The organism is Micromonospora sp. LZ37, assembly GCF_059359015.1.
Genome location: NZ_JCADBL010000003.1, coordinates 174,342 through 200,906 on the forward strand (window position 1 = coordinate 174,342; position 26,565 = coordinate 200,906).

At 74.8% G+C, this 26,565-nt stretch carries 28 protein-coding genes; 22 read left to right on the forward strand and 6 right to left on the reverse strand.

All coding sequences use genetic code 11. The annotated features are described in order from the left end of the window. Positions 1-170: 170 nt before the first annotated feature. The 6 genes from AC5L3Z_RS08440 to AC5L3Z_RS08465 all read left to right on the forward strand — a co-directional run bounded on the left by AC5L3Z_RS08440 (position 171) and on the right by AC5L3Z_RS08465 (position 5,759). Positions 171-590 carry a TraR/DksA family transcriptional regulator gene (locus tag AC5L3Z_RS08440; protein ID WP_334486313.1) on the forward strand — a complete coding sequence of 140 codons (420 nt, stop codon included), beginning with the start codon at positions 171-173 and terminating at the stop codon, positions 588-590. A 66-nt stretch (positions 591-656) separates the two neighbouring features. Further along, entirely contained in the window at positions 657-1,271 is a 615-nt protein-coding gene (lspA, locus tag AC5L3Z_RS08445) for a signal peptidase II (RefSeq protein ID WP_494840850.1), read from the forward strand. After that, a complete protein-coding gene (locus tag AC5L3Z_RS08450) occupies positions 1,268-2,212 on the forward strand; it encodes an RluA family pseudouridine synthase (RefSeq protein WP_494840852.1) in 945 nt (314 codons plus the stop codon). Before lspA ends, AC5L3Z_RS08450 begins: the two co-directional genes overlap by 4 nt. A 13-nt stretch (positions 2,213-2,225) precedes the next feature. Next, on the forward strand, positions 2,226-3,167 hold the full coding sequence (locus tag AC5L3Z_RS08455) for a hypothetical protein (RefSeq protein WP_494840853.1): 942 nt from the start codon (positions 2,226-2,228) through the stop codon (positions 3,165-3,167). Between the two features lie 100 nt (positions 3,168-3,267). Then, on the forward strand, positions 3,268-4,818 hold the full coding sequence (locus AC5L3Z_RS08460) for a MinD/ParA family ATP-binding protein (RefSeq protein WP_494840854.1): 1,551 nt from the start codon (positions 3,268-3,270) through the stop codon (positions 4,816-4,818). 53 nt (positions 4,819-4,871) lie between these two features. Continuing rightward, on the forward strand, positions 4,872-5,759 hold the full coding sequence (locus AC5L3Z_RS08465; RefSeq protein ID WP_494840856.1) for a DUF2567 domain-containing protein: 888 nt from the start codon (positions 4,872-4,874) through the stop codon (positions 5,757-5,759). Here AC5L3Z_RS08465 and AC5L3Z_RS08470 read toward each other — a convergent pair. Further along, positions 5,674-6,375: an LON peptidase substrate-binding domain-containing protein gene (locus AC5L3Z_RS08470; protein ID WP_494840858.1), complete on the reverse strand. Its 702-nt coding sequence runs from the start codon at positions 6,373-6,375 to the stop codon at positions 5,674-5,676. The two genes, AC5L3Z_RS08465 and AC5L3Z_RS08470, sit on opposite strands and share 86 nt — an antisense overlap. 106 nt (positions 6,376-6,481) lie before the next feature. On the opposite strand from AC5L3Z_RS08470, the gene hisD reads away from it, so the two are divergent. The 12 genes from hisD to hisF all read left to right on the forward strand — a co-directional run bounded on the left by hisD (position 6,482) and on the right by hisF (position 14,824). Beyond that, positions 6,482-7,804, forward strand: coding sequence for a histidinol dehydrogenase (gene hisD, locus AC5L3Z_RS08475; RefSeq protein ID WP_494840860.1), 1,323 nt, complete (start codon positions 6,482-6,484; stop codon positions 7,802-7,804). Continuing rightward, entirely contained in the window at positions 7,801-8,934 is a 1,134-nt protein-coding gene (locus tag AC5L3Z_RS08480) for a histidinol-phosphate transaminase (RefSeq protein WP_494840862.1), read from the forward strand. Before hisD ends, AC5L3Z_RS08480 begins: the two co-directional genes overlap by 4 nt. Beyond that, positions 8,931-9,542, forward strand: a complete 612-nt coding sequence (gene hisB, locus AC5L3Z_RS08485; protein ID WP_494840864.1) for an imidazoleglycerol-phosphate dehydratase HisB — start codon at positions 8,931-8,933, stop codon at positions 9,540-9,542. The genes AC5L3Z_RS08480 and hisB overlap by 4 nt, the downstream gene beginning before the upstream one ends. A 58-nt stretch (positions 9,543-9,600) precedes the next feature. Continuing rightward, positions 9,601-9,771, forward strand: a complete 171-nt coding sequence (locus AC5L3Z_RS08490; RefSeq protein ID WP_425749509.1) for a CG2302 family histidine operon protein — start codon at positions 9,601-9,603, stop codon at positions 9,769-9,771. Next, on the forward strand, positions 9,771-10,406 hold the full coding sequence (gene hisH / locus AC5L3Z_RS08495) for an imidazole glycerol phosphate synthase subunit HisH (RefSeq protein WP_494840866.1): 636 nt from the start codon (positions 9,771-9,773) through the stop codon (positions 10,404-10,406). The genes AC5L3Z_RS08490 and hisH overlap by 1 nt, the downstream gene beginning before the upstream one ends. A gap of 114 nt (positions 10,407-10,520) precedes the next feature. Further along, on the forward strand, positions 10,521-10,844 hold the full coding sequence (locus AC5L3Z_RS08500) for a hypothetical protein (RefSeq protein ID WP_494840868.1): 324 nt from the start codon (positions 10,521-10,523) through the stop codon (positions 10,842-10,844). Positions 10,845-10,860: 16 nt separating this feature from the next. Next, positions 10,861-11,586 carry a bifunctional 1-(5-phosphoribosyl)-5-((5-phosphoribosylamino)methylideneamino)imidazole-4-carboxamide isomerase/phosphoribosylanthranilate isomerase PriA gene (gene priA / locus AC5L3Z_RS08505; RefSeq protein WP_334522505.1) on the forward strand — a complete coding sequence of 242 codons (726 nt, stop codon included), beginning with the start codon at positions 10,861-10,863 and terminating at the stop codon, positions 11,584-11,586. After that, positions 11,583-11,972 (forward strand): RidA family protein, encoded by a 390-nt coding sequence (locus AC5L3Z_RS08510; protein WP_334522507.1) that lies wholly within the window; start codon positions 11,583-11,585, stop codon positions 11,970-11,972. The genes priA and AC5L3Z_RS08510 overlap by 4 nt, the downstream gene beginning before the upstream one ends. Positions 11,973-12,059: 87 nt before the next feature. Then, positions 12,060-12,506: a MarR family winged helix-turn-helix transcriptional regulator gene (locus tag AC5L3Z_RS08515; RefSeq protein ID WP_334522510.1), complete on the forward strand. Its 447-nt coding sequence runs from the start codon at positions 12,060-12,062 to the stop codon at positions 12,504-12,506. Between the two features lie 5 nt (positions 12,507-12,511). Then, entirely contained in the window at positions 12,512-12,943 is a 432-nt protein-coding gene (locus AC5L3Z_RS08520; RefSeq protein ID WP_494841276.1) for an organic hydroperoxide resistance protein, read from the forward strand. Positions 12,944-12,986: 43 nt separating this feature from the next. After that, on the forward strand, positions 12,987-13,985 hold the full coding sequence (locus AC5L3Z_RS08525) for an NADP-dependent oxidoreductase (protein ID WP_494840871.1): 999 nt from the start codon (positions 12,987-12,989) through the stop codon (positions 13,983-13,985). Between the two features lie 71 nt (positions 13,986-14,056). Next, positions 14,057-14,824, forward strand: a complete 768-nt coding sequence (gene hisF / locus AC5L3Z_RS08530; RefSeq protein WP_494840873.1) for an imidazole glycerol phosphate synthase subunit HisF — start codon at positions 14,057-14,059, stop codon at positions 14,822-14,824. A 33-nt stretch (positions 14,825-14,857) separates the two neighbouring features. On the opposite strand, the gene AC5L3Z_RS08535 is transcribed toward hisF, so the two are convergent. Beyond that, entirely contained in the window at positions 14,858-15,316 is a 459-nt protein-coding gene (locus AC5L3Z_RS08535; protein WP_494840875.1) for a hypothetical protein, read from the reverse strand. Between the two features lie 58 nt (positions 15,317-15,374). Beyond that, entirely contained in the window at positions 15,375-16,031 is a 657-nt protein-coding gene (yczE, locus tag AC5L3Z_RS08540; RefSeq protein ID WP_494840877.1) for a membrane protein YczE, read from the reverse strand. Positions 16,032-16,089: 58 nt separating this feature from the next. Here yczE and yczR point away from each other — a divergent pair, with 58 nt between their 5' ends. Together yczR and AC5L3Z_RS08550 are read left to right on the forward strand one after the other, a co-directional pair. Next, the gene (gene yczR / locus AC5L3Z_RS08545) at positions 16,090-17,547 is read left to right on the forward strand and encodes a MocR-like transcription factor YczR (protein ID WP_494840878.1); all 1,458 of its coding nucleotides are present in this window, start codon (positions 16,090-16,092) and stop codon (positions 17,545-17,547) included. A gap of 63 nt (positions 17,548-17,610) precedes the next feature. Continuing rightward, positions 17,611-18,912 (forward strand): low temperature requirement protein A, encoded by a 1,302-nt coding sequence (locus tag AC5L3Z_RS08550; RefSeq protein ID WP_494840880.1) that lies wholly within the window; start codon positions 17,611-17,613, stop codon positions 18,910-18,912. Positions 18,913-18,968: 56 nt separating this feature from the next. Here the strand turns inward: AC5L3Z_RS08550 and AC5L3Z_RS08555 are convergent, their stop codons facing one another. From AC5L3Z_RS08555 to AC5L3Z_RS08565, 3 genes are all read right to left on the reverse strand, one after another. Further along, positions 18,969-20,795: an AMP-dependent synthetase/ligase gene (locus AC5L3Z_RS08555; RefSeq protein WP_494840882.1), complete on the reverse strand. Its 1,827-nt coding sequence runs from the start codon at positions 20,793-20,795 to the stop codon at positions 18,969-18,971. A 137-nt stretch (positions 20,796-20,932) separates the two neighbouring features. Further along, complete coding sequence (locus AC5L3Z_RS08560) at positions 20,933-21,871, reverse strand: terpene synthase family protein (protein ID WP_494840884.1); 939 nt, start codon at positions 21,869-21,871, stop codon at positions 20,933-20,935. Between the two features lie 214 nt (positions 21,872-22,085). Continuing rightward, positions 22,086-22,715, reverse strand: a complete 630-nt coding sequence (locus tag AC5L3Z_RS08565) for a TIGR03085 family metal-binding protein (protein ID WP_494840885.1) — start codon at positions 22,713-22,715, stop codon at positions 22,086-22,088. A 169-nt stretch (positions 22,716-22,884) separates the two neighbouring features. Between AC5L3Z_RS08565 and AC5L3Z_RS08570 the strand changes: the two genes are divergently transcribed. Both AC5L3Z_RS08570 and AC5L3Z_RS08575 read left to right on the forward strand, forming a co-directional pair. Then, entirely contained in the window at positions 22,885-24,756 is a 1,872-nt protein-coding gene (locus AC5L3Z_RS08570) for an ABC transporter ATP-binding protein (RefSeq protein WP_494840887.1), read from the forward strand. Continuing rightward, entirely contained in the window at positions 24,753-26,537 is a 1,785-nt protein-coding gene (locus AC5L3Z_RS08575; RefSeq protein ID WP_494840888.1) for an ABC transporter ATP-binding protein, read from the forward strand. The genes AC5L3Z_RS08570 and AC5L3Z_RS08575 overlap by 4 nt, the downstream gene beginning before the upstream one ends. Positions 26,538-26,565: the final 28 nt, after the last annotated feature.

Genomic DNA, 26,565 nt, shown 5'->3' on the forward strand with positions numbered 1-26,565 from the left:
TACGACGGTGCGCCACGTTGTCGGACGCCTGTACGTTCCGTATTCTTGCCAACCTCCGGAGTGCGCGGCCCTCATTGCCGTGCGCCCGTTTTGTTACGTGGGGGCGCCAGGCCGGTGGCCCCTGTCCGGGAACCGCCGACCGCCGCGCTACGCGGCTGAGGGAGCTGACGATGGCGAAGCCAGCCGACACCAGGACCGCCGGCCGGAAGCCGGTGGCGAAGGCCACCCGCAGCGCGGCGGAGACCGAGAAGATCCGGGCCGCCCTGGCGGCCCGACGGGACGAGCTGCGCGCCGAGTACGATCAGACGCTGAGCGAGATCACCGAGCTGCAGCGCGACCGGCTGACCGACTCGGCCGGGGACGACCAGGCCGACACCGGCACCAAGACGTTCGAGCGTGAGCAGGAGATCTCCCTCGCGAACAGCATCCGGGAACGGATCACGCAGGTCGAGCGGGCACTGGAGCGGCTCGACGAGGGTGGCTACGGGTGGTGCGAGCGGTGCGGGAACCCGATCCCGGTCGAGCGGCTCGCCGCCTTCCCGTCGGCGACCCTCTGCGTGACCTGCAAGCAGCTGGAGGAGCGGCGCTGACGTCCGCTTCCCGGCGACCGCGTGAGACGGCGAACCATCGCCGTCCGGACAGTCGATGGGGAGTCGATGACCACAGCACCGACCGGATCCGGCACCGCTGAGCCGGGCGGCGGCACGCCCCGCCGCGGAGCGGTCGTGGTCCTCGGCGGCATCGCCCTGGTGGCCCTGCTCGCCGACCTGCTCACCAAGCACCTGGCGCTGGCCGCCCTCGACGACCGGGAGCCCGTCCGGCTGCTCGGCGGCGCGGTCTACCTCACCCTGACCCGCAACAGCGGGGCGGCCTGGAGCATCGGGTCCGACCACACCTGGATCTTCCCGCTGATCACCATCGGCGTGGTCGGCTGGATCGTCTGGATGGCGGTACGGCTGCGTTCCCTGCCGTGGGCGATCTCGCTCGGGCTGGTGCTCGGCGGCGCGCTGGGCAACCTCGTCGACCGGATCTTCCGCGCCCCCGGTCACTTCGTCGGGCACGTGGTGGACATGGTCAGCCTCTTCGACCCGTACGGGCAGGTCTGGCCGGTGTTCAACCTGGCCGACAGCTGCCTGGTCTCCGGCGTGCTGCTCGCCGTGCTGCTGGAGCTGACCGGCCGGCAGCGCGACGGCAGCCGGATCGGCAAGGGCGGCGACGACACCGCGGCGGCGTCGGCCGGCGCCACCTCCGAGCAGCGGGAGCCGGCATGACCTCGGCCTTCGCCGGCGGCGGCGACCACCGTTCCCTCCCCGTCCCCGACGGGCTCGACGGGATGCGCCTGGACCAGGCGGTGTCCCGGCTCTTCGGCCTGTCCCGCACCGCCGCCGCGGCGCTGGTCGACGCCGGCGACGCACTGGTCGACGGGGTCGCCCGGCAGAACTCGCACAAGGTCAAGGCCGGCTCCTGGCTGGAGGTGACGCTGCCCGCCCCGGTCGCCCCGCCGACCGTGGTGCCGCAGGCGGTGCCCGGGCTCACCGTGGTCTACGCCGACGACGACATCGTGGTGGTGGACAAGCCGGTCGGGGTGGCCGCCCACCCCAGCCCCGGCTGGACCGGGCCGACCGTGATCGGCGGCCTCGCCGCGATCGGGCACCGCATCTCGACCAGCGGCGCGGCCGAGCGGCAGGGCGTGGTGCACCGGCTCGACGTCGGCACCACCGGCATCATGGCGGTGGCCAAGAGCGAGCAGGCGTACACCGCGTTGAAGCGGGCGTTCAAGTACCGCGAGGTGGAGAAGCGCTACCACGCCGTGGTGCAGGGCCACCCCGACCCGTCGCGCGGCACCATCGACGCGCCGATCGACCGGCACCCGCACCACGACTACCGCTGGGCGGTCGTCTCCGGCGGCAAGCCGAGCATCACCCACTACGACACCATCGAGGCGTTCCCGGCGGCGAGCCTGCTCGACGTTCGGTTGGAGACCGGCCGGACGCACCAGATCCGGGTGCACTTCTCCACCCTGCGGCATCCCTGTGTGGGCGACATCACCTACGGCGCGGATCCGACCCTCTCGGCCCGGCTGGGGCTGAGCCGGCAGTGGCTGCACGCCCGCTCGCTGAGCTTCGCGCACCCGCGCACGGGCGACGAGGTGACCTTCGTCAGCGAGTACCCCGACGACCTGGCGCAGGCGCTGGCGGTCCTGCGCGACTGACGGCACCGATCCTGTGACGACGAGGGGGCCCGCGCCGGAGGGCGCCGCCGGTCCGCCGCCGGGCGACCGGGGGCCGCTCGCCGACGCCCGCCGCCGGTCCGGCTGGCTCGGCTGGGCCGCGGCCCTCTCCGTCGGCGCGGTGCTGCTCGCCGCCGGCTGGACGGACCGGCGGGACGAACCGGTCGGGGACCGCACGGTGGGCGAGGTCACCCGGGTCGGGGTGGGTCCCGGCGACGCGATCCCGGCCTACCTGCGCGCCGCCGCCACGGAGCTCGCCGCGCTGCCCCCGGCCGACGCGTCGGCCGGGACGTACGCGCTGGTCTCCTTCGACGCCTACCTGCGGCCGGACGCGCTGCCGGTGATGCTCGCCGACGTGCCGGTCGTCGAGGTGGTGGCGCGGGTGCCGCTGCCCGACCGGCAGACCGAGGTGGTCCACCTGGCGGCGCAGCGGACGCCGCAGGACGTGCTGGCCGGGATGTCGGGGGTCGCCGACCGCAAGGACCGGGAGGCCGCCGACCAGCGCGACCGGGCGGCGACGGCCACGGAGCCGCTGCTGCGCCGGACGTACTCCACCGGGGCGGAGGTGGCCGCCCGGGAGGCCCGGGCCTACCGGGCCGGCTGCGGCTGCGTGTACGCCGCCGTGGTGCGGGCCGCGCCGGACGCGCTGCGGGAGCTGGCCACCCGGCCGGGGGTCCGGGGGGTCGACCCGGCCCCGGAGGTACGCCGGCTGGACCGCACGGTCTTCCTCCCGCCCCTGCCCGAGCAGCGGGACGTGGTGCGCCCGCCGGCCGACACCGCGCTGACGCCCGAGGTGGGCGATTCGTCGGAAGCGGCACCGGATGTGACGGGTTCCTCACCGGACCGTGCGCCCGCCGGTACCGCCCACCGGCCGCCCACCACCGCCCCGACCTCCCCGGACGTCGGTGCCGGACGGTCGTCGCCACCGTCGCGCTGAGTATGGCCGCCGGGGGATGTGCGCGGACAGGTGTGGTCCGCATAGGGTTTCGTTCGTAGCCTGTCAGGCGGAGATCGATGTGGTGCGGGGAGGGCGAGCCTTGGACGGCACCGAGACCGGCTGGGGTCGGTCGGCCGAACCGGCCCCGCGATGGCGGGCGCTGCTCGACCGCGCCCGTCTGGGCGGTCGCGCCGGCGAGCAGCCGGAGACCGACCGTCGGGCCGAGGAGCCGCCGGCGCCGGACCCGCTGCCCCGGCGCGGATCCGGCAACGGCTGGTCCGGGCGGGCCGCGGCGGCCGTGCCGCCGCCGGTCGAGCCGCCGTACGGCACGGACCCCGGGTACCGGGCCGAGGCGACCTACCGGGTCGACCCGGCCTACCGGCTGGAGCCGTCGTACCGGCCCGAGCCGTCCTACCAGCCCGAGCCGTCGTACCGGCCCGAGCCCGCCCCGCGCCCCGAGCCGGCCTACCGGCCGGAGCCGTCGGCGGAGTCGCGGTACGCGCTGCTGGACAACGGCTACCGGCACGAGCCGCCGGTCGAGTCCCGGTACGCCGCGCTCGACGGCGGTTACGGCGGGCAGCCCGGGTACGCCCCCGCCGAGCCGGTGTACCCGGCGCAGCCGACGTACCAGCCCGACCCGATCGCGTACCCGGCGCAGCCGACGTACCAGCCGGAGCCGACGGCCTACCAGCCGGACCGGACGTACCAGCCGGAGCCTCCGCGCCGCGCGGAGCCGGCCTACCCGGCCGAGCCGGCGTACCCGGCGGCGGTGACCGCCGACCGGGGCTACCCGGCGCGGATCGAGCCGGCCCGGATCGAGTGGCGCGCGCAGACCCCGCAGGACGAGCACGAGCGGGCCGCCGCGGTCCTCCGCCGCGACCTGGGCACCCCCCGGGTGCTCGCCTTCGCCAACCCCAAGGGCGGGGTGCACAAGACCACCGCGACCGTGCTCGCCGCCGCCACCGTCGGCAGCGTGCGCGGCCGGGGGGTGCTCGCCTGGGACGACAACGAGCTGCGCGGCACCCTCGGCCTGCGGGCCGGCAGCGCCCGGCACGCCCGGACCATCCGGCACCTGATCGGCGACCTGGCGCACATCGAGATCCGCGAGGGCGCCGAGCTGCTGGAGTCCCTGGACGACTACCTGCGGCACGCCTCCGACGGGTCGTACGACGTGCTGGCCGGTGAGGAGAGCCCCCGGTTCGCCCAGCGGCTGGACCAGTTCACCGTCAAGCGGGTGCTGGAGCTGCTGCGCCGCACCCACGACGTGATCTGCGTGGACACCGGCAACAACGTGGAGAGCGCCAACTGGCGGACGGTCATGCACGCCGCCGACCAGCTGGTGGTGACCACGGTGCCGCGCGAGGACGCGGCGTTCAGCGCCGACTGGATGCTGGACCTGCTGCACGAGGAGGGGATGGGGGAGCTGGCCGACAACGCGGTCACCCTGATCTCCTGCCCGACCCCGGGCCGCTCGTCGCTCCAGGACGACCTGGAGCGGCACTTCGCCACCCGCACCCGCGGAGTCGCCGTGGTGCCGTACGACCCGGCGCTGGAGACCGGCTCGTCGATCGAGTACCACCAGCTCCAGCCGGAGACCCGGCAGGCGTGGCTGCGGGCGGCCTCGATGATGCTGGAGCCGTTCGCCCGCTGAGCGGTTCGGCCTCCGCCGCCCCGTCGCACAGCTTCGCCTGAGAAGATCGTCCAGTGAGCCCGGACACCCCCGATCCGCACCGGCCCGTCGAACCTACCGACGAGCCGGGTCGTGCCGCTCCCGCGCCCGCCGGCCCCGTGCCGTCCGGGACCGGATCGCCGTCGTCGGCCGTCCCCGGCGGGGGTGCCGGCGGTGACCCGCGACCGGCCGGGCCGGCCGACGCCGGGCCGGCGCCGGTGGGCACCTGGCCACCGGCGTACGCCGGCCGCCCGGCCGAGCCCGGGGAGCGGACGCGCCCCGCCCCGGCGCTGGCGGTGGCGACGGTGCTCGCGCTCACCGCGCTGGGGGCGCCGCTCGGCCTGCTCTGGGCGGCCGTGGCCCCCGAGACCCCGGTGCTGAAGACCGCCCAGGGCGCGGTCTACGCCCAGCCACAGCCGGAGCAGCCGATCGCCGCGGACGGCTGGTTCAGCCTGCTCGGGCTCGGCTTCGGGGTGCTCGCCGCGGTCGGGCTCTGGGTGCTGCTGCGCCGCCGCCGCGGCCCGGGGGGCCTGCTCGTGGTCACCCTCGGCGGGCTCGGCGCCGCACTGGTCGCCTGGCAGGTGGGCCGCCGGATCGGACTCTCCGACTTCGAGCGGCTGCTGGCCTCCGCACCCGAGGGGACGGCGTTCGCCAAGCCGGCCGACCTGCGCGCCGGCGGCGTCGAGTGGTTGCTGGGCGTGATCCCGCTGCCCTTCGGCAACGTGCTGCTGCCGGCGTTCGCGGCGGCCGTGACGTACACCCTGCTGGCCGGCTGGTCGCGCTGGTCCTCGCTTCGCCCGGAGCCGGAGCCCGACTGGGCCGGCGGGCCCGGCGCGCTCAGTTGGGGGCCGGGGGCGATGCCAGCTCCGACAGCGGCACCGGAACCGCCCGCACCTGACGCAGCAGAGCCGCCTCGCGGTTGAGCAGCCGCAGCTCGGCCCGGAGCCGGGCCGCGGTGTCGTCGATGGCGAGCAGCCGCTGCCGGTCGGCGACGGTCAGCGCGGCGGTGGCGGCCACCAGGTGGGACAGCACCGTCGGGTCCTCCGGCAGCTGCTCGGAGATCTCCTCCGGGTCGGGCCGGATCAGCCCGAGGTACTGCCGGAAGACCGAGATCACCCGGGCGGCGAGCAGGTCGGCGACCTCGTCGGTGCCGCTCGGCTCCGGCAGCCACTCCACCCGGGCGGTCAGGTACGGCAGCGAGTTGTCGTCGACCTCGGCGATGCGGAACCGGCGGCGGCCGACGGTGACGATGTCGAAGCCCCCGTCGTCCAGCTCGGTCACCTGCCGCAGCTCGGCGGTGCAGCCCACCTCGTGCAGGGTCACCTCGCCGCTGCCGCTTGCGGTGGCCCGGCCGGGGCCCGGGGCCACCTCCCAGCCGGCCCGGATCGCCACCACGCCGAACTCGCGGGGCGCTCCCTCGGGCAGCCCGACCAGGTGCCGGACCAGGGCCCGGTAGCGCTCCTCGAAGATGTGCAGCGGCAGCACCAGCCCGGGGAAGAGCACCATCCCGAGCGGAAACACCGGCAGCCGTGCGGTCACGGGACCGAGCCTAGCCGCCCCGGGCCCGTCCGGCGTGGCCTGGCTCACGCCCACGCGGTCCCGGGCGGCGCGGTCCCACCCGGGCCGGGCCGCCTAGACTCGAAGGGTGTTGAATCGGATCGACCTGCGCGGTGCCGTCCGTGACCCCCGCCGCCTGCTGCCTCGTGCCCAGCTCGACGTCTCCGTGGCGGTCGAGAAGATCCGCCCGCTCGTCGAGGCGGTCCGGGAGCATGGCTATCCGGCGATCCGTGAGGCCAGCGAGCGCTTCGACGGGATCTCCCCGGAGGTGCTGCGGGTGCCCGCCGAGGCGATCGCCGAGGCCGAGGGGACGCTCGACCCGCAGGTGCGGGCCGCGCTGCTGGAGTCGATCAGCCGGGCCCGCAAGGTCCACGCCGACCAGCGCCGCACCGACCACACCACCCAGGTCGTCCCGGGTGGCACCGTCACCGAGCGCTGGGTGCCGGTCGACCGGGTCGGCCTCTACGTCCCCGGCGGCCTGGCGATGTACCCGTCGACCGTGGTGATGAACGTCGTGCCGGCCCAGGCGGCCGGGGTCCGCTCGCTGGTGGTGGTCAGCCCGCCGCAGCGGGACAACGGCGGCCTGCCCGACGCCCGGGTGCTCGCCGCCTGCGCGCTGCTCGGCGTCGACGAGGTGTACGCCGTCGGCGGCGCCCAGGCGGTGGCCATGCTGGCGTACGGTGCCGCGGTGGACGCCGAGGGCCGCGCGCACTGCGACCCGGTCGACATGATCACCGGTCCGGGCAACATCTGGGTCACCGCCGCCAAGCGGCTGCTGCGCGGCGTGGTCGGCATCGACGCCGAGGCCGGCCCGACCGAGATCGCCATCCTGGCCGACGACACCGCCGACCCGGCGCACGTCGCCGCCGACCTGATCAGCCAGGCCGAGCACGACCCGCTCGCGGCGAGCGTGCTCGTCACCCCCTCGGTGGAGCTGGCCGACGCGGTGGAGCGGGAGCTGGCCCGGCAGGTGCCGGCCACCAAGCACGTCGAGCGGGTCACCACCGCGCTCAGCGGCGAGCAGAGCGGCGTCGTCCTCGTCGACGACCTCGAGGCCGGGCTGCGGGTGGTCGACGCGTACGCGGCCGAGCACCTGGAGATCCAGACCGTCGACGCGCGCGAGTGGGCGCTGCGGGTGCGCAACGCCGGGGCGATCTTCGTCGGCGCGTGGTCGCCGGTGTCGCTCGGCGACTACTGCGCCGGCTCCAACCACGTGCTGCCCACCGGCGGCTGCGCCCGGCACTCCTCCGGGCTGTCGGTGCAGTCCTTCCTGCGCGGTGTGCACCTGGTGGAGTACACCCGCGACGCGCTGCGCGAGGTCGCCGGGCACGTGGTCACCCTGGCCAACGTGGAGGACCTGCCGGCGCACGGCCAGGCGGTCGCCGCGCGCTTCGCCGGGACGGACTCGTGACGACCCTCGACGACCTGCCGATCCGCGAGGATCTGCGGGGCCTGACGCCGTACGGGGCGCCGCAGCTGGACGTCGCGGTGCGGCTGAACACCAACGAGAACTCCTATCCGGTGCCCGAGCCGGTGGTGGCGGCGATCGCCGAGGCCCTCGCGGCCGAGCTGCGCGACCTCAACCGCTACCCGGACCGGGACGCCGTGGCGCTCCGCGCCGACCTGGCGGCGTACCTTGGCCACGGCCTCACCGTCGACCAGGTGTGGGCGGCCAACGGCTCCAACGAGGTCCAGCAGCAGCTGCTCCAGGTGTTCGGCGGTCCCGGGCGCACCGCGCTGGGCTTCACCCCGGCGTACTCGATGCATCCGCTGCTGGCGCTGGGCACCGGCACCCGGTGGGTGCCGGCGGCCCGGGGCGTCGACTTCGGGCTGTCCGCCGCCGACGCGGTGGCCCAGGTCCGCCAGCACCGCCCGGACGTGGTCTTCCTCTGCTCGCCGAACAACCCCACCGGCACCGCGCTGGACCCGGCGGTGGTCGCCGCGGTGCTCGACGTCGCGCCCGGCGTGGTGGTGGTCGACGAGGCGTACGCCGAGTTCGCCCGGCCCGGGACGGTCAGCGCCCTGGCGGTGCTCCCCGGCCACCCGCGGCTGGTGGTGACCCGGACGATGAGCAAGGCCTTCGGCTTCGCCGGCGGCCGGCTCGGCTACCTGGCCGCGGACCCGGCGGTGGTGGCGGCGGTGCAGCTGGTCCGGCTGCCGTACCACCTCTCCGCGCTCACCCAGGCCGCCGCCCGCGCGGCGCTGGCGCACCGCGACGCTCTGCTCGCCACGGTCGACGCGATCAAGACGCAGCGGGACCGGATCGTGACCGAGCTGCGCGCCGGGGGCCACCGGGTGGCCGACAGCGACGCCAACTTCGTGCTCTTCGAGGTCGGCGGCGACCAGGCCGCGGCCTGGCGCACCCTGCTCGACGCGGGCGTCCTGGTCCGCGACGTCGGGCTGCCCGGCTGGCTGCGGGTCACCGCCGGCACCCCCGCCGAGACCGACGCCTTCCTCGCCGCGATGGAAAAGGTCGTGGGCGCGAGGAGTGAGCCGTTCCTGCGAGCCCCGCAGTCGCGAACGAAAGGTTGCCCAGCATGAGCCGGACCGCCCGGGTGGAGCGGATCACCAAGGAGACCGAGGTCCTCGTCGAGATCGACCTCGACGGCACCGGCCGGGCCGAGATCGGCACCGGGGTCGGCTTCTACGACCACATGCTGAACCAGATCGCCCGGCACGGCGGCTTCGACCTCACCGTGCGGACCGCCGGCGACCTGGAGATCGACGCCCACCACACCATGGAGGACACCGCGCTCGCCCTGGGCGCTGCCTTCGACCAGGCGCTGGGCGACAAGGCCGGCATCCGGCGGTACGGCTCGGCCACCGTCCCCATGGACGAGGTGCTGGTCCGGGCGGCGGTGGACCTCTCCGGCCGCCCGTACGTGGTGCACGACGAGCCGGTGCTGGCCCCGTACATCGGGCCGGTCTACCCGACCAGCATGACCCGGCACATCTGGGAGTCCTTCGGCCAGGCCGCCCGGATCACCCTGCACGTCGACGTGCTGCGCGCGGCCCGCCCCGGCGGCCACCCGGACGCCCACCACGTGGTGGAGGCGCAGTTCAAGGCGGTCTCCCGGGCGCTGCGCGAGGCCACCGCGATCGACCCGCGGGCGCAGGGCGCGATCCCCAGCACCAAGGGAGCGCTCTGATGAGCGCGAGGAGTGCAGCGCAGCGGAGCCCCGCAGTCGCGAATGAGGGAGGGCTCTGATGGGGGCGGTGCTGCCGACCCTGCTGCTGATCCTGGCCGGGGTGCTGGTCGGCGGGACCTGGTCGTTGTACCGGCAGGGCGCGCCGCGCGGCACCGTGGTGATCACCGCGCTGCTCGCCGCGCTGGCCACCGTCGGCGGGGTGCTCTGGCTGCTACCCGGGGAGGGTTGATGACGAAGCGGATCGTGGTGCTGGACTACGGCTCGGGCAACCTCCGCTCGGCCGAGCGCGCGCTGGAGCACGCCGGCGCGGACGTGACCGTCACCGACGACCTGACCGCCGCCGCCGAGGCGGACGGCCTGGTGGTGCCGGGGGTCGGGGCGTTCGCCGCCTGCATGGCGGGGATCGAGGAGCTCGGCGCGGGTCCGGTGATCGCCGAGCGGGTCGCCGCCGGCCGGCCGGTGCTCGGCATCTGCGTGGGCATGCAGGTCCTCTTCGAGCACGGTGACGAGCACGGCGTGGTCACCAAGGGGCTGGGGCTGCTGCCCGGCGGGGTGACGCAGCTGGCCGCGCGGCGGCTGCCGCACATGGGCTGGAACACCGTCCGGCCGCCGGAGGGTTCGGTGCTCTTCGCCGGCCTGCCCGCCGACAGCCGGTTCTACTTCGTCCACTCCTACGGGGTCGCCGATGCCGGCGCGCTGGCCGCGACCGGTGCCCGGGTCACCACCGCGCACCACGGGACGGACTTCGTCGCGGCGGTGGAGCGGGGCCCGCTCTCCGCCGCGCAGTTCCACCCGGAGAAGTCCGCCGACACCGGCGCCGCTCTGCTGCGGAACTGGCTCGCCACGCTGCGGCCCGGTGACTGAGCCCGTCGACGCCGGCCGACCGGCGGCCCGCCGGGCCGCGGCCGGGCGTCGTCGCGTCGCCGGTGGGCCCGCCGGGCCGGTCGGGCGCGCGGTCGGCCGCCGTTCGGGTCCGCGGTGAGCAAGGAGCGGGCGCGCCGGCGCGCGGTCCGGGAGGCCGAGGCCGCCCGGGACCGGCTGGTGCGGCAGCGGAAGTTGGCCCGGCGGCATCGCCGGCGTGCGCTGGTACGCCGGTTGAACCCGCAGTGGCGACGCGGGCGTACCGGCCGGCTGGGCCGGCGCAGCCGGGGGGAGCGGGCCGCCATCGTGGGGCTGAGCCTGGCGACGCTGGGGCTGATCTGGACGTTCGTCGACGACCTGGCGCTGCGGCTGGCGTTGACCGTGTTACTGCTGCTGGTCCTGCCGGCGATCGTCGTGATCGCGCTGGACCGTCGGATCTGACCGAGGAGAAGAAGAGTTGAGCCTCACCCTGTTGCCCGCCGTGGACGTCGCCGACGGCCAGGCCGTCCGGCTCGTGCAGGGCGCCGCCGGCAGCGAGACCGCCTACGGCGACCCGCTGGAGGCCGCGCTGGCCTGGCAGTCCGACGGCGCCGAGTGGATCCACCTGGTCGACCTCGACGCCGCGTTCGGTCGGGGTTCCAACGCGCACCTGCTCGCCGAGGTGGTCCGGCAGCTCGACGTGAAGGTCGAACTCTCCGGCGGCATCCGGGACGACGAGTCGCTGCACGCCGCGCTGGGCACCGGCGCGGCGCGGGTCAACATCGGCACCGCCGCCCTGGAGGACCCGGTCTGGTGCGACCGGGTCTGCGGCGAGTACGGCGACCGGGTGGCGATCGGGCTCGACGTGCGGGGTCGTACCCTCTCGGCCCGCGGCTGGACCCGCGACGGCGGTGACCTCTGGGAGGTGCTGGAGCGGCTCGACAAGGCGGGCGCCACCCGGTACGTCGTGACCGACATCACCAAGGACGGCACCATGCGCGGGCCGAACCTCGACCTGCTCCGTGAGGTCTGCGCCCGCACGGACGCGCCGGTGATCGCCTCGGGCGGCGTCTCGACCCTCGACGACCTGCGCGCGCTGGCCACCCTCGAACCGCTCGGGGTGGAGGGTGTGATCGCCGGCAAGGCGCTCTACGCGGGCGCGTTCACGGTGGCGCAGGCCCTGGAAACGCTGGCCCGCGCGTGACCGTCACCCGGCTGGGTTCGGGCGGCCCGTGGGAGGCCGTCTACGGCTACGCGCGGGTGGTGCGCGCCGGTGACCTGGCCTGGACGGCCGGCTGCACGGCGATGGTGGACGGCCGGGTGGCGCACGTGGGGGACGCGGCGGCGCAGACCGCGCAGGCGTTGCGGATCGGCCTGGACGCCCTCGCCGAGGTGGGGGCGGAGCCGGCCGACGTGGTCCGGACCCGGATGTACGTGACCGACCGGATCCACGCCGACGAGGTGGGTCGGGCGCACAACGCGGTCCTCGGCGCGGTGCGGCCGGTGGCGACGATGGTCGTGGTGGCGGGTCTGATCGACCCGGACCTGCTGGTCGAGGTCGAGTTGGAGGCCTGGCTCGGCGACCGGTGACCCCGGGGCCGCCCCGCGCATCCTGGGGGCGGTCACGCCACACCCCGATCGGTTGTGCACAACTTAATTGCGGGCTAGGGTTCTCGGGTGACCGATGATCTGGTGCTGCGCCGTCAGGTGTGCTTCGCGCTCTATGCCGCGTCGCGCGCCGTGACCGACGTCTACCGGCCCATCCTCGACGAGTTCGACCTGACCTACCCGCAGTACCTGGTGCTGCTGGTGCTCTGGGAGCGCGGCGACGACGCCCCCACGGTCTCCGAGCTCGGCGCCGCGCTGCGGCTGGACTCCGGCACGCTCTCCCCGCTGCTCAAGCGGATGGAGGCCGCGGGTCTGGTGGTCCGCAGCCGCGCGGCGCGCGACGAACGGCGGGTGGAGGTGGGCCTGACCGCCGACGGTCGGGCCCTGCGACAGCGGATGGACGAGGTGCCGGCACGGATCGCCTGCGCCACCGGCCTCTCCGAGGCCGACCTGATCGCCCTGCGCGACACCCTCACCCGGGTCACCGAGACGATCCACCGACAGAAGGAGCAGTGATCCCCGTGCAGGTCCTCTACACCGCCTCCGCCCAGGCCACCGGCGACGGCCGGGACGGCCACGTCCGCACCTCCGACGCCACCCTCGACCTGGACCTGGCGATCCCGAAGGAGATGGGCGGCGCCGGCGGCGCGGCCAACCCGGAGCAGCTCTTCGCCGCCGGCTACGCGGCCTGCTTCCACTCGGCGCTGCGCCTGGTCGCCCGCAAGGCCAAGGCCGACGTCTCCGGTTCGGTCGTCGAGGCCGAGGTCGGCATCGGCCCGAACGGCAGCGGCGGCTTCGGCCTGACCGTCGCCCTCGTGGTCGACCTGCCCGCCGTGGAGCGCGCCGCCGCCGAGCAGCTGGTCGAGGCCGCCCACCAGGTCTGCCCGTACTCCAACGCCACCCGCGGCAACGTCGAGGTCGCCCTGACCGTGCGCGAGGCCGCGGCGGCCTGATCCCGCCCCCGCCCCTGCCTCACGTACGGAAGGACGACAGCGCATGAGCACCAACCGTGAGATCCACCTGGCCTCCCGCCCGCAGGGCTGGCCGACCGCCGAGAACTTCCGCCTGGTCTCCACCGAGGTGCCCACCCCGGGCCCGGGTCAGATCGTGGTCCGCAACCAGTTCATGTCGGTCGACCCGTACATGCGGGGCCGGATGAACGATGTGAAGTCGTACGTGCCGCCGTTCGCGCTCGACGCGCCGCTCGACGGCGGCGCGGTCGGCGAGGTGGTGGCCGGCGAGGCCGACGGGATCAAGGTCGGCGACACCGTGCTGCACGGCCTCGGCTGGCGCGAGTACGCGCTGGTCGACGCGCGGGCGGCCCGGCGGGTCGACCCGACGCTCGCCCCGGTCAGCGCCTACCTGGGCGCGCTCGGCATGACCGGCCTCACCGCGTACGCGGGGCTGCTCGACGTGGCCGCGATGAAGCCGGGGGAGACCGTCTTCGTCTCCGGCGCGGCCGGCGCGGTCGGCAGCATGGTGGGCCAGATCGCCAAGCTCAAGGGCGCCGGGCACGTGGTCGGCAGCGCGGGCTCGGCGGCCAAGGTCGAGCGGCTCAAGGCGCTCGGCTTCGACGCCGCCTTCGACTACCACGACGGTCCGGTGCGCGACTCGCTGAAGGCGGCCGCCCCCGACGGCGTCGACGTCTACTTCGACAACGTCGGTGGCGACCACCTGGAAGCCGCGATCTCGGCGATGAACCTGCACGGCCGGGCCGCCATCTGCGGCATGATCGCGCAGTACAACGCCACCGAGGCGCCGGCCGCGCCGCGCAACCTGGCGCTGGTCATCGGCAAGCGGCTCACCCTGCGCGGCTTCCTGGTCGGCGACCACGGCGGCCTCCGGGACCAGTTCGTCGCCGACGTGGCCGGCTGGCTGCGCGACGGCAGGCTGTCGTACGACGAGACGGTCGTCGACGGCATCGAGAACGCCCCGGCGGCCTTCCTCGGCCTGCTCCGCGGCGAGAACCTGGGCAAGATGCTCGTCCGGGTGTGAGTCCCGACGCGCGGCGGTGGCCGGCCTCACAGGTCGGCCGCCGCCGCGTGCCCGTTGGATAGGCTCGTGACATGACGGTGGCGGTACGGGTGATCCCGTGTCTGGACGTGGACGCCGGGCGGGTGGTCAAGGGGGTCAACTTCCTCGACCTGCGCGACGCCGGGGACCCGGTGGAACTGGCCGCGGCGTACGACCGGGCCGGCGCGGACGAGCTGACCTTCCTCGACGTCACCGCCTCCTCCAGCGACCGGGGCACCATGCTCGACGTGGTCCGCCGCACCGCCGAGTCGGTCTTCATCCCGCTGACCGTGGGCGGTGGCGTGCGGCAGGTCGCCGACGTCGACACCCTGCTGCGCGCCGGTGCGGACAAGGTCGGCGTGAACACCGCGGCGATCGCCCGTCCGGAACTGATCGCCGAGATCGCCGACCGGTTCGGCCGGCAGGTGCTGGTGCTCTCGCTGGACGTGCGCCGGGCGGCCACGGGCACCACCCCCAGCGGGTTCGAGGTGACCACCCACGGCGGTCGCCGGGGCACCGGGATCGACGCCGTCGAGTGGGCCCGCCGCGGCGCCGAGCTGGGGGCGGGGGAACTCCTGCTCAACTCGATGGACGCCGACGGCACCAAGGCCGGCTTCGACCTGGCGCTGATCGAGGCGGTCCGCGCGGTGGTGGACGTGCCGGTGGTGGCCAGTGGCGGCGCCGGCGAGGTGGCGCACTTCCCGCCGGCGATCGGCGCGGGCGCCGACGCGGTGCTCGCCGCGAGCGTCTTCCACTTCGGCGAGCTGACCGTCGGCGAGGTCAAGGCCGCGCTGCGCATCGCGGGTCACCCCACCCGCTGAGCCGCCCCGGGTCGGGGCCGTCCCGCTGGGCGGTCAGCGTCCGGTCCGGCCCTCCGGGGAGCGGCGCGGCGCCGGGATGGACCGGACCAGGTACTCCTGCACCGCCGCGGCGTGCTCCTCCTCGGCCAGGTGCCACTCCGCGCTGCCGGGGCTGTGCCGCCGGACCAGCACCCCCTGCACCGTGTCCACGGTGGTCCCCACGCCGGCGCGCGGCCGGGTGCGCCAGAGCCGCTCACCGTCCGAGGTGATCCGGAACCAGCCGTCGGTGACGCTGACCAACCCGGCGCCGGCCAACCGGCGGACCGCCGCCTCCACGTCGTGCCGTTCCGGGATCGCCTGGTTGAGGTGGTCCGCCGTGGAGATGACGTCGGCCAGTCGGACGCCTTCGGGTCGCCGGGTGTCCGCCGCGCGGCGGTGCCGTCCGGCGCCGCTCGCGATCACCAGTGACACGAAGATCCAGGCGTCCGTCCAGTGCCATCCGCTCTCCCCCATGCACGAATGATGCCCGTAGGTGTCGACGGAGAAAACACCCAGTTTTTCGCGGTCGCGGTCAGCGCAGCTCAGGCACGGTTTCCCGGGCACCGTCCGGAGTGGACGCCGGGGCCGGGACGGCGAAGATCGGGGCGAAGAACTGCGCCAGCGGCCCGATGGCGAGGGCGTAGCCGACCGTGCCGAGCCCGACCGTGCCGCCCAGGAGCCAGCCCAGCGCCAGCACGACGACCTCGATGACGGTGCGGACCAGCCGTACCGAGCGGCCGGGGCGCCGGGCGGCGAAGCCGGTCATCAGCCCGTCGCGGGGGCCGGGACCGAGGTCGGCGCCGAGGTAGAGGCCGGTCGCGGCGCCGTTGGCGACGATCCCGGTGACCAGCAGGCCGATCCGGGCGGGCAGCGGCAGGTCGCCGGGGAGCAGGGCGACGGTGGCGTCCACGGCCAGGCCGATCACCACGACGTTGCTCACCGTGCCGAGCCCCGGTCGCTGCCGCAGCGGGATCCAGAGCAGCAGCACCACCGCGCCGACCAGGATGCTCGCCGTGCCCACCGAGATGCCGGTCTGCCGGGACAGCCCCTGGTGGAAGACGTCCCACGGGTTCAGCCCGAGCCCGGAGCGGATCATCAGGGCCATGCTGACGCCGTAGAGCACGAGCCCGGCGTAGAGCTGGGTGAGCCGGCGGGCCGGCCGGTGCCGGACATTGCCAATCACTGCCATGCATGCCACTCTAGGAGCCAATCTGAGGCGGAGAAGAGCCAATTTGCGAGGGGTGGCCATGACGAGTCAGGTCAGGGGAGCCCAATTGGCTCGGCTGTTGGGGCAGTGGCACGCGCTGCCGGGCCGCCGCCGCAGCCCGGACTACGCTGCGCTCGCCGCCGCGGTCCGCGGCCTGCTCGCCGACGGCCGGCTACCCCTGGGGGTACGCCTGCCGGCCGAGCGGGAGCTGGCCGAGGCACTGCGGATCAGCCGCACCACGGTCACCGCCGCGTACCGGCAGCTGCGGGAGACCGGCCACCTGGCCAGCCGCCGCGGCGCGGGGAGCTGGACCCGGCTGCCCGGCACCCACCGGGTGGCCAGCACGGGCCTGTGGACCCCGCTCGACGACCGCGACATGATCGACCTCGGGGTCGCCGCGCTGGCCGCCCCGCCGCAGCTCGTGCCGGCCGCCCGGGCCGCCACCGAGGACCTGCCCCGCTACCTGGCCGGCGCCGGCTACCACCCGACCGGCATCATCGAGCTGCGGGAGGCGATCGCCCGGTCGTACACGGCGCGGGGGCTGCCCACCAGCGCCGAGCAGATCATGGTCACCAATGGCACCCAGCACGCCCTGGACCTGGTGCTGCGGCTCGCGCTGGCGCCCGGCGGCAACGTGCTGGTCGAGTCGCCGACCTATCCGAACGCGCTGGCCGCGCTCGCCGCCCGCCGGGCCCGGATCGCCACCCACGGGCTGGCCGTGGACGGCGCCGGCTGGGACGCCGACCTGCTGCTCGGCACGATCCGCCAGACCCGCCCCAAGCTGGCGTACCTGATCCCGGAGTTCCAGAACCCGACCGGCCACCTGATGCCCACCGCGCTGCGCGAGCGGCTCGTCGCCGCCGCGCACGCCGCCGGCACCGACCTGGTCGTGGACGAGTCCTTCGTGGACCTGCCGCTGGACGATGCCGAACCGCCCCCGCCGGTCGCCGCCTTCGACCGGCACTCCCGGGTGATCAGCATCGGCGGGATGAGCAAGCCGTACTGGGGCGGGCTGCGGATCGGCTGGGTGCGGGCCGCGACCCCGCAGGTGCAGCGGCTGGCCGCCGCCCGGGTCGGAGTGGACATGGCCAGCCCGGTGCTGGACCAGTTGGTCGCCGTGCACCTGCTCGCCGAGGCCCCGGCCATCGTCGCCGCCCGCCGGGCCCAGCTGGCCGGGCAGCGCGACGCCCTGCTCGCCGCGCTCGCCGAGCGGCTGCCCGACTGGCGGGTCACCCCGCCGCGCGGCGGAGTGACGCTCTGGGCGGAGCTGGACGGACCGATCTCCAGCGCGCTGGCCCGCGCCGCCGAGGAGGTCGGCGTACGACTGGCGCCCGGCCCCCGGTTCGGCCTGGACGGGACGCTGGAACGCTTCCTGCGGCTGCCCTTCACGCTGCCCGCCGCGGACCTGGTCGAGGCGGTCGGCCGACTCGCCGCGGTCCGCTACGACCTGGACCGGGCCAGCCGGCCGCGCTGGCGGGAGCCGTCGGTGATCGCCTGACCCGGCGGGGGAGCTTCGCCCGATCGGGCTCGCCGGCCGTTCGCCGGCTGGAACACTGCGAGGGTGGGTACGACGGCCCGGTCCGGGCTGGTCAGCTGGGGTGGACCGGGGACCCGGGTGACCCGCCTGGAACTCTTCTACGACCTGGTCTTCGTCTTCGCGTTCTTCAACGTGACCACGCTGACCTCGGCGGACCTGAGCGCGCGCCGGTTGGTCGAGGCGCTGCTGGTGCTGGCCCTGCTCTGGTGGTGCTGGACCGGGTTCGCCGCGGTCGGCAACAGCCTCCGCGCCGACCAGGGCATCATGCCGGTGGTCGGCTTCCTGATCATGGCGGCGGTCTTCGTGCTCGCGCTGACCACCGGCGTCGCCTTCCGGGACGAGCCCGGCGGGCTGTACGGGCCGGGGGTCTTCGCCCTGGCCTACCTGTCGATCTGGATGGTCAAGGGGATCGCGCTCTGGACCACCCTCGGAGCGGCCACGACCCCGCGGGCCCGCTCGCTGCTGCTGGGCGCGCCGACCATCGCCGGCGCCGCGATCATCCTGATCGCCGCGACCGTGCCGCAGCGGGTGGTGGCCGAGTCGATGGTGCTGGACGTCCGGATCGGACTCTGGGTCGTCGCGCTGCTGCTGGAGTACGCAGCGGGGCTGGCCGTGCCCCGGACGGGCTGGGAGCTGCGCTCGGTGGGGCACTGGGCGGAGCGGCACGCCCTGATCGTGCTGGTCGCCCTGGGCGAGTCGGTGATCGCCCTCGGGATCGGCACCACCTACCGGGCCGGCCGGCCGATCACGGTCACCATCATCGTCGCGGCGGTGCTCGGCATCGCCGTCATCGCCGCGCTGTGGTGGCTCTACTTCGACGTCCTCGCCTTCGCCGTCGAACAGGTCCTGCACGGCGTGCGGGGGCGGGAGCGGATCCCGCTGGCCCGGGACGTCTACACCTACCTGCACCTGCCGCTGATCGTCGGCGTCACGCTCGTCGCCCTCGGGCTCAAGGAGGTGCTGGCCGGGGTCACCAGGGCGCCGTCCTCGGCCGTCCACGCGGCGCTCGGCGGGCTGGCCGTGCCGGTGCTCTACGCCGGGGTGGTCCTCTACCTGGCGGCCCTGGTGGCGGTCCAGCTGCGGGTGTTCGGCCGGCTGGACCGGGTCCTCACGGTGGCCGCCGTCCTGCTCCTGGCGTGCCTGCCGGTGGCCGACGACCTGCCGGCGCTGGTCGCGCTGCCCCTGCTCGCCGTGGGCGTGGTGGCCCTGGTGCTGATCCAGCTACGGGCCACCCGGGAGGGTCGCCGTCGGGTCCGCGAGACCGCGCTCGACGAACAGTCCGCGCTGGAGGCGGAGGCGAACGTCTGGCGCCGCCACCACTTCTGACCCGGTCGGTGGCCGCGCCCGCTCCGACGGGCGCGGGCACGGCCACCGGGGGCCGGTCAGATCTCGGCCAGGGTGCCCTCGTACATGCTGTCGATCTCGCTGGCGAAGTTGGTCTCCACGCCACGCCGCTTGATCTTGAGAGACGGGGTCATCTCGCCGTGCTCGATGGTCAGGTCACGCGGCAGGATGGTGACCTTCTTGATCGTCTCCCACCGGTTGAGCTTGGCGTTGAGCGTGGCGACGTACTCCTCGACCATGGCCTTCGCCTCGGCGGAGGTGACAATCTCGTGGTAGGAACGCCCCTCCAACGGCCCGCCGGCCGCCCAGCCGACGATCGCGTCCGGGTCCAGGCTGACCAGCATGGTGCAGTAGTTGCGGGCCTGGCCGATCACGACGGCCTGCGAGGTGTACGGGCAGATGGCCTTGAACATGCCCTCGATGTGCGACGGGGCGATGTACTTGCCACCGGAGGTCTTGACCAGGTCCTTCTTGCGATCGGTGATGCGCAGGTAGCCGTCGGAGTCGAGAGTGCCGATGTCACCGGTGCGGAAGAAGCCGTCCTCGGTGAACGCCGCCTTCGTCTCCTCAGGCAGGTTGTGGTAGCCGCGCATCACCGGCCGGCCCCGCACCAGGATCTCCCCGTCGGTGTCGATCCGGCACTCCAGGTCACCCATCGCCTTGCCGACGGTGCCGATCCGCAGCCCCTCCGGCGGGTTGACGAAGTTGCCGGCGCTGGTCTCGGTCAGGCCGTACCCCTCGGAGATGGGCAGGTTCGCGGCGGCGAAGAAGGTGGCGATCTCCTTGCTCAGCGGGGCGGCGCCGGAGACCAGCACCCGGATCCGCCCGCCCAGGCGGGCCTGGAGCTTGCTGAAGACCAGCTTCTCGGCGAGCGCGTACTTCAGTCTCAGCCCGGTCGGGACCGGCTGGCCGGCCTGCTCCAGCGCGACCTTCTCCTTGCCGGTCCGCACCCCCCAGGCGAAGATCTTCGCCTTGGCGCCGCCCGCGCCCTGGGCGGTGGTGACCGCCTTGTTGTAGACCTTCTCGTAGACCCGCGGCGCGCCGCACATCAGCGTCGGCTTGATCACCGCCAGCATCTCGACCAGCTTGTCCACCCGGCCGTCGACGTAGGTCGGCAGGCCGACGTGGGTCGACCCGCAGAGCAGGGTCTTGCCGAACGAGTGGGACAGCGGCAGCCAGAGGTAGTGCACGTCGTCGGAGCGGAGCAGGCTCGTCTCGGCCTGCACGACCGCCTCCCAGCACCAGCCGCCGTGCAGCAGCTCGACGCCCTTGGGCCGGCCGGTGGTGCCGGAGGTGTAGATCAGGGTGGCCAGGTGGTCCGGGCCGACCGGGGCGACCATGCGCTCGATCAGGTCCGGCTCGGCGGCCAGGGCGCGAGCGCCCTGCTCCTCCAGCTCGGCGAGGGTCAGCTGGGGTACGGCCGCGGCCGGGTCGGCGGCCCCGTCGAAGAGCACCACGTGGGTCAGCGCGGGCAGCTCGGCCCCCGCGATCTTGGCCGCCTGCGCCGGGTTCTCCGCGAAGAGCACCCGCGACCCGGAGTCGGCGATGATGTAGGTCGCGTCCTCGGGCTCGGTGGTGGGGTAGACGGTGGTGGTCGCGCCGCCGGCGCACATGATGCCGAAGTCGGCGATCACCCAGTCGAGCCGGGTGTTGGCCAGGATCGCCACCGGATCCTCCAGGCCGACGCCGAGCCCGTGCAGCCCGGCGGCGACCGCCTTGGCACGGTGTCCGACCTGCTCCCACGTCAGCCAGTCCGGCCCGGAGTCGTCGGGTGCCGGGCGGGCGAACGCCGGCCGCTCAGGGGTGGCGGCGACGCGCTTGAGGAACATGTCGGGGATGGAACGGTACGGTACATCGAGAGCCATCGCGGTAGCCGCCTTCAGAGGTGGATGACGTGACCGGGGTCACGCCGGTCTGCGGTTACCGAAGGGTATTGCCTGCACCCGGCCATCGGCTAGCCCCGGTTCCGGTCGGCCCGCCGCGTCTCGCGAGGTGGAACCGCTCAGGCGTAGCGGTCCGCGCGCAGCGACCAGTCGTAGGTGGCCCGGATCCAGGCCCGGCGGGCGGCCAGGAACGGCCCGAGCGCGGGATCCCCCGCCAGCGCCGCCTCGAGGACCAGCCAGCGCTCCAACCCGTCGTTGTACCGCCCGGCCGCCGCCCGGAAGGCGGCGTCGGGGTCCTGCCCGGTCCGCGCCGCGATCACCGTGACGAGGTTGGGCGCGTCCGGTGCCGCGTGGCGTTCCTTGTGGTGGGAGAAGAGGTCGTTGCACCAGCAGACCAGGTCGGCGGTGAGGTCGTCGAGGGCGGCCACCGCCGGGTCCGCCCGCCGGCCGGATCCGGGCAGGCCGCCGTACGCCAGGTCGGTGAGGGTGAGGCTGGGGCGCACCCCGCCGGTGTGCCGGCGCATCTGGAGGTACTCGGTCAGCTCGGGCACCCGGCGCCGCTCCCGGTTGGCCGCCTCCCACAGCAGCGCCAGCAGGTACTCGCGAAGCTGGCTGACCAGTCGCAGCAGCAGGGGCGGGCGGCGGTGCTCCCGGACCCGCCGGCAGATGTCGGCCAGCGCGACGCCGAGCGGCCCGGCGGCCGGCGCGTCGGTCGACGCGCCGTGTCGGTCCAGCACGTCGAGCAGCGCCGAGACGGTCGGCGCGAGCCGGACCGGCGCCGCGCCGAGGCCGTCCTCGTCGCAGTTGTCGTCCATCACGAACAGCCAGCTGATCAGGTCGGTGAGCAGTCGCAGGCGGTCGACCGGCACCCGGGGGCAGGCCCGGCCGGCCAGCTCGGCGGCGTGCGCCGCGCGCAGCCGACGCCACCGGCGGCCGTCGTCGACCAGTCCGAGGTGGCGGGCCCAGTCGAGACTCTCCCCGGCCACCTGGTCGACGGCGGCGTGCCGCCCACCGGTGAAGGGGGGTTCGTGCAGTCCCGAGCCGGCGATGCCGCGCATGCTGCCCCCCCTGTCCGGCCACCCGCTCCGGGTCGGCGCGCAAGAGACTACGACAGCCGCGCATCAACGTCGATCGTTGGGCACCCTCCACTCCGCCCACCCCGCCGACTCTTGCTGATCAAGAAGTTCGCGTCCGGTTTCGGGGCCGCCGTGACCAGAACTCCTTGATCACCGCGGCGCGGCGGGTGCCGTGGGCCGGCGGGCGCGGTGGGGGTCAGAGGCCGAGGGGGGCGGTGCGGAGGCGGTCGGCGAGGGGTGGGGGGCCGTCGATCTGCACCCGGGTGACCCGCTGCCGGCCGGAGAGGAAGAGGGCCAGCTCGCCCGGGGCGCCGACCAGCCGCAGCCGCTCGCCGCCCCGGCCCACCGACAGCTCGCCGTACCCGGGGGCCTGGATGAGCAGATCGGCCGGGAACCGGCGCAGGGCGACCCGGGCCAGCAGCCCCGCCGGCTTCCAGAGCCGGGCCTGGAGTCCCGCCGGCAGGTCCCGGGGCGACCAGCCCGGGCGGGCCCGCCGCACGTCCTCGTGGTGGACGAAGAACTCCATGGTGTTGGCGAGCTCGTCGGTGAGCGGGTTGCCCAGCGGGCTCCACACCGGCGGGCGGCGTACCTGGCCGACCAGCTGCGGCCACGGGCGCGCGGCGGTCCGGCGGCGCACCCGCTCCGCGTACCCGCGCAGCGGCGGCAGCACGATGCCGCCGGCGGCGTCCGGGCGGCGCTCCCGCACCACCAGGTGGGCGGCGAGGTCGCGGGTCGTCCACCCCTCGTTGATCGTCGGAGCGTCCGGTCCCAGCTCGAGCATCAGATCGGCGAGCGCCTCGCGCTCCGATCGGGCGTACCGCGGCATGAGCCCGATCGTAGAGCCGCGCGCCGCCGCCGGCGCGCCCTGCGCCCGCCGGCGGTGGTGGGCAGGCGTGGCGGTACACGTGACGGCGGACATACGGGCCGGGGTCGGCGTAGCTGGCCGCGACCGGTAAGGATGAGGGGGAACGATACGGCTTACGGCGGGGGACAGCGTGGCGAGCGGGACGAGTCGGGACGTGCTCGGCCGGGGACTCTCCGTCCTCGGGGTGGCCATCCGGGAGCAGCCGCGCATCTTCGCGGTCGCGGTGGCCGGCAGTGTGCTCTTCGGTGCGATGGTGATCGCCAGCGCGTTCGTCGTGGGCGCGGTGGTCGGCGACGTGGTGGTGCCGGCGATCGCCCGGGGGGCGGTCGGCGCGGGCGCGCTGGCCCTGGCCGCGACCGCGCTGTTCGGGATCAGCGTGCTGCGGGTGGTGGGCATCTTCGGCCGCCGGCTGGGCGCCGGGTACATGCAGTACCGCCTCCAGGCCGCCTACCGGCGCCGGGTGACCCGCCGCTACCTGGACCTGCCGCTGGCCTGGCACCACCGCAACGCCACCGGCACCCTGCTCTCCAACGCCAACTCCGACGTCGAGGCGGCCTGGCACCCGATCGCCCCGCTGCCCTTCGCCGTCGGCACGCTGGTGATGCTGGTCGGCGCGATCGTCTCGCTCTTCCTCACCGACTGGGCGCTCGCCCTGGTCGGACTGGCGGTATTCCCGGCGCTGTTCGCGCTCAACGTGGTCTACTCCCGCCGGATGGCGCCCCGGCAGGCCCGCGCCCAGCGGCTGCGCGCCGAGGTCAGCGGCATCGCCCACGAGAGCTTCGACGGCGCCCTGGTGGTCAAGACCATGGGCCGGGAAGCCCAGGAGACCGCCCGGTTCGCCGCCCGCGCCGGCGAGCTGCGCGACGCGTTGATCTCCGTCGGCCGGCTGCGGGGCATCTTCGACCCGCTGCTGGAGACGCTGCCCAGCCTCGGCACCCTGGCCGTGCTGGTGGTCGGGGCGGTCCGGCTGGGGCAGGGCGCGATCAGCGTGGCCGAGCTGGTCAGCGTCGCCTTCCTCTTCACCGTGCTGGCCTTCCCGGTGCGGGCCATCGGCTGGGTGCTCGCCGAGCTGCCGCGCAGCGTCGCCGGCTGGGACCGGGTCCGCCGGGTGCTCGACGCCACCGGCGAGATGCCGTACGGACAGCGGGTGCTCGACCCGGCCGATCCGACGCCGGCCACGCTCGCCTTCGCCGACGTGCACTTCGGGTACGAGCCCGCCGAGGCGCACCTGCCCGGCACCGAGGTGCTCGGCGAGGTGAGCTTCACCGTGCCGGCCGGGAAGACGGTCGCCCTGGTCGGGCCCACCGGCGCCGGCAAGTCCACCGTCGCCTCCCTGGCGGTACGCCTGGTCGACCCGCGCTCCGGCGCGGTCACCCTGGACGGCGTCGACGTCCGCGACCTCACCGCCGCCTCGCTCGCCGCGACGGTCGCGCTGGTCGCCCAGGTGCCGTTCGTCTTCGACGACACCGTCCGGGCAAACATCTCCCTGGACCGGCCCGGCATCACCGACGCCGACGTCTGGGCGGCGCTGCGGCTGGCCGAGGCGGACGGCTTCGTCGCCGCGCTGCCCGAGGGGCTGGACACCATGGTCGGCGAGCGCGGCACCTCGCTCTCCGGCGGGCAGCGGCAGCGGCTCACCCTCGCCCGGGCGCTCGCCGGCCGGCCCCGGCTACTGGTGCTGGACGACGCGACCAGCGCCGTCGACCCCCGGGTGGAGGCGGCCATCCTGGCCGGGCTGCGCGCCCCGGCCGACGGCGGGGGCGCCGCCGCGTCGATCCTGGTGGTGGCGTACCGCCGGGCCACCATCGCGCTGGCCGACGAGGTGATCTACCTGGAGCAGGGGCGGGTGATCGCCCGCGGCACCCACCCGGAGCTGCTGGCCACCGTGCCCGGCTACGCGGACCTGGTGACCGCGTACGAGCAGGCCGAGCACGAGCGCGAGCAGACCCGCACGTACGAGGAGGTCACCCCGCTGACCTCCGGCCTGGAGGTGGACCGGTGAGCGCGACGGTGGAGGCCGAACGGCCGGCGGCGCGGGAGACGACCTGGAGCACGCTGCGGCGGGGGCTGTCGCTCTCCCCGGAGCTGCGGATCGGGCTCGCCGGGACGGTGGCCCTGGCCCTGATCTACATGGTCGGCCGGGTGGCGGTGCCGGTCGCCGTGCAGCGCGGCATCGACAACGGCATCGTCGGCGGCCCCGACCTCGACGTGATCGGCGGGGTCGTCGCCGTCACCGCGGCCGTGCTGGTGGTCACCACCACTTGCGGCTACCTGATGACCCGCCGGCTCTTCACGGTCAGCGAGACCGCGCTGGCCAACGTCCGCACCCGGGCGTTCCGGCACGTCCACGACCTGTCGATGCTGCACCAGCAGTCCGAGCGGCGCGGCTCGCTGGTCTCCCGGGTGACCAGCGACGTCGACCAGATCACCCAGTTCCTCCAGTGGGGCGGGGTGATCCTGCTGGTCAACCTGGGTCAGCTGGCGGTCACCACGGCCGTGATGTTCGCGTACTCCTGGCAGTTGACCCTGGTGGTGTTCGCCGCCTTCGCGCCGGCGGTGCTGGTGATCCGGCTGCTGCAACGCCGGCTCGGCACGGCCTACGGGGTGGTCCGGCAGCGGACCGGCACCCTGCTCGGCACCATCGGCGAGAGCGTCGTGGGGGCGCCGGTGATCCGGGCGTACGGCATCGCCGGGCGCACCGCCCGGCGGCTGGACGACGCGATCGACGCGCAGCGGCAGGCCCAGCAGCGGGCCATCCGGATCAGCATCCTGGGCAGCTCGGTCGGGGAGCTGGCCGCCGGCCTGGCCCTGGCGGGCGTGGTCGTCGTCGGGGTCAGCCTCGGCGTGGACCGGACGCTCTCCATCGGCCAGCTCACCGCCTTCCTGTTCCTGGTGACGCTCTTCATCCAGCCGGTGCAGATCGCCACCGAGGTGCTCAACGAGGCGCAGAACGCGATCGCCGGGTGGCGGCGGGTGCTCGACGTCCTCGACGTCGCCCCCGACGTCGCCGACCCGGGCGAGCAGGGCCGGGACCTGCCGGCGGGCCCGCTGGACATCCGGTTCGCCGGGGTGACCTTCGGCTATCCCGGCGGCCCGCCGGTGCTGCACGACGTGACGCTGGACATCCCGGCGAAGAGCCGGGTCGCGGTGGTCGGGGAGACCGGCAGCGGCAAGACCACCTTCGCCAAGCTGCTCACCCGGCTGATGGACCCGACGGCCGGTCAGGTGCTGCTCTCCGGGGTGCCGCTGGACGAGGTGCGCTTCTCCTCGCTGCGCTCGCGGGTGGTGATGGTGCCGCAGGACGGTTTCCTCTTCGACGCCACGGTCGGGGAGAACGTCCGCTTCGCCCGCCCCGAGCTGACCGACGCGCAGCTCACCGCGGCCTTCACCGAGCTGGGGCTGGCCGACTGGCTGGACGGGTTGCCGTCGGGGCTGGACACCCCGGTCGGCGAGCGGGGCGAGGCGTTGAGCGTGGGGGAGCGGCAGTTGGTCGCGCTGGCCCGGGCGTACGTGGCCGACCCGGACCTGCTGGTGCTCGACGAGGCGACCAGCGCCGTCGACCCGGCCACCGAGGTGCGCCTGCAGCGCACCCTGGACGCGGTGACCCGCGGCCGGACGACGCTGGCCATCGCCCACCGGCTCTCCACCGCGCAGTCGGCCGACGAGGTGATCGTGGTGGACCGGGGCCGGATCGTGCAGCGTGGGCCGCACGAGGAGCTGGTCCGCGACCCCGAGTCGATCTACGGGCTGCTCTACGCCTCCTGGCTGGAGCAGACCCGCTGAGCCGGGTCCGGCGGGTCGGCCGCCGGAC

What these genes read in the sequence shown, in the direction of transcription:
- hisH (WP_494840866.1), top strand. Translation starts at nt 9,771, where the DNA reads ATGACGAAGCGGATCGTGGTGCTGGACTACGGCTCGGGCAACCTCCGC.
- lspA (WP_494840850.1), top strand. Translation starts at nt 657, where the DNA reads ATGACCACAGCACCGACCGGATCCGGCACCGCTGAGCCGGGCGGCGGC.
- yczE (WP_494840877.1), bottom strand. Translation starts at nt 16,031, where the DNA reads ATGGCAGTGATTGGCAATGTCCGGCACCGGCCGGCCCGCCGGCTCACC.
- AC5L3Z_RS08555 (WP_494840882.1), bottom strand. Translation starts at nt 20,795, where the DNA reads ATGGCTCTCGATGTACCGTACCGTTCCATCCCCGACATGTTCCTCAAG.
- AC5L3Z_RS08450 (WP_494840852.1), top strand. Translation starts at nt 1,268, where the DNA reads ATGACCTCGGCCTTCGCCGGCGGCGGCGACCACCGTTCCCTCCCCGTC.
- AC5L3Z_RS08440 (WP_334486313.1), top strand. Translation starts at nt 171, where the DNA reads ATGGCGAAGCCAGCCGACACCAGGACCGCCGGCCGGAAGCCGGTGGCG.
- AC5L3Z_RS08525 (WP_494840871.1), top strand. Translation starts at nt 12,987, where the DNA reads ATGAGCACCAACCGTGAGATCCACCTGGCCTCCCGCCCGCAGGGCTGG.
- AC5L3Z_RS08490 (WP_425749509.1), top strand. Translation starts at nt 9,601, where the DNA reads ATGGGGGCGGTGCTGCCGACCCTGCTGCTGATCCTGGCCGGGGTGCTG.
- AC5L3Z_RS08535 (WP_494840875.1), bottom strand. Translation starts at nt 15,316, where the DNA reads ATGGGGGAGAGCGGATGGCACTGGACGGACGCCTGGATCTTCGTGTCA.
- AC5L3Z_RS08565 (WP_494840885.1), bottom strand. Translation starts at nt 22,715, where the DNA reads ATGCCGCGGTACGCCCGATCGGAGCGCGAGGCGCTCGCCGATCTGATG.
- AC5L3Z_RS08560 (WP_494840884.1), bottom strand. Translation starts at nt 21,871, where the DNA reads ATGCGCGGCATCGCCGGCTCGGGACTGCACGAACCCCCCTTCACCGGT.
- hisB (WP_494840864.1), top strand. Translation starts at nt 8,931, where the DNA reads ATGAGCCGGACCGCCCGGGTGGAGCGGATCACCAAGGAGACCGAGGTC.
- yczR (WP_494840878.1), top strand. Translation starts at nt 16,090, where the DNA reads ATGACGAGTCAGGTCAGGGGAGCCCAATTGGCTCGGCTGTTGGGGCAG.
- hisF (WP_494840873.1), top strand. Translation starts at nt 14,057, where the DNA reads ATGACGGTGGCGGTACGGGTGATCCCGTGTCTGGACGTGGACGCCGGG.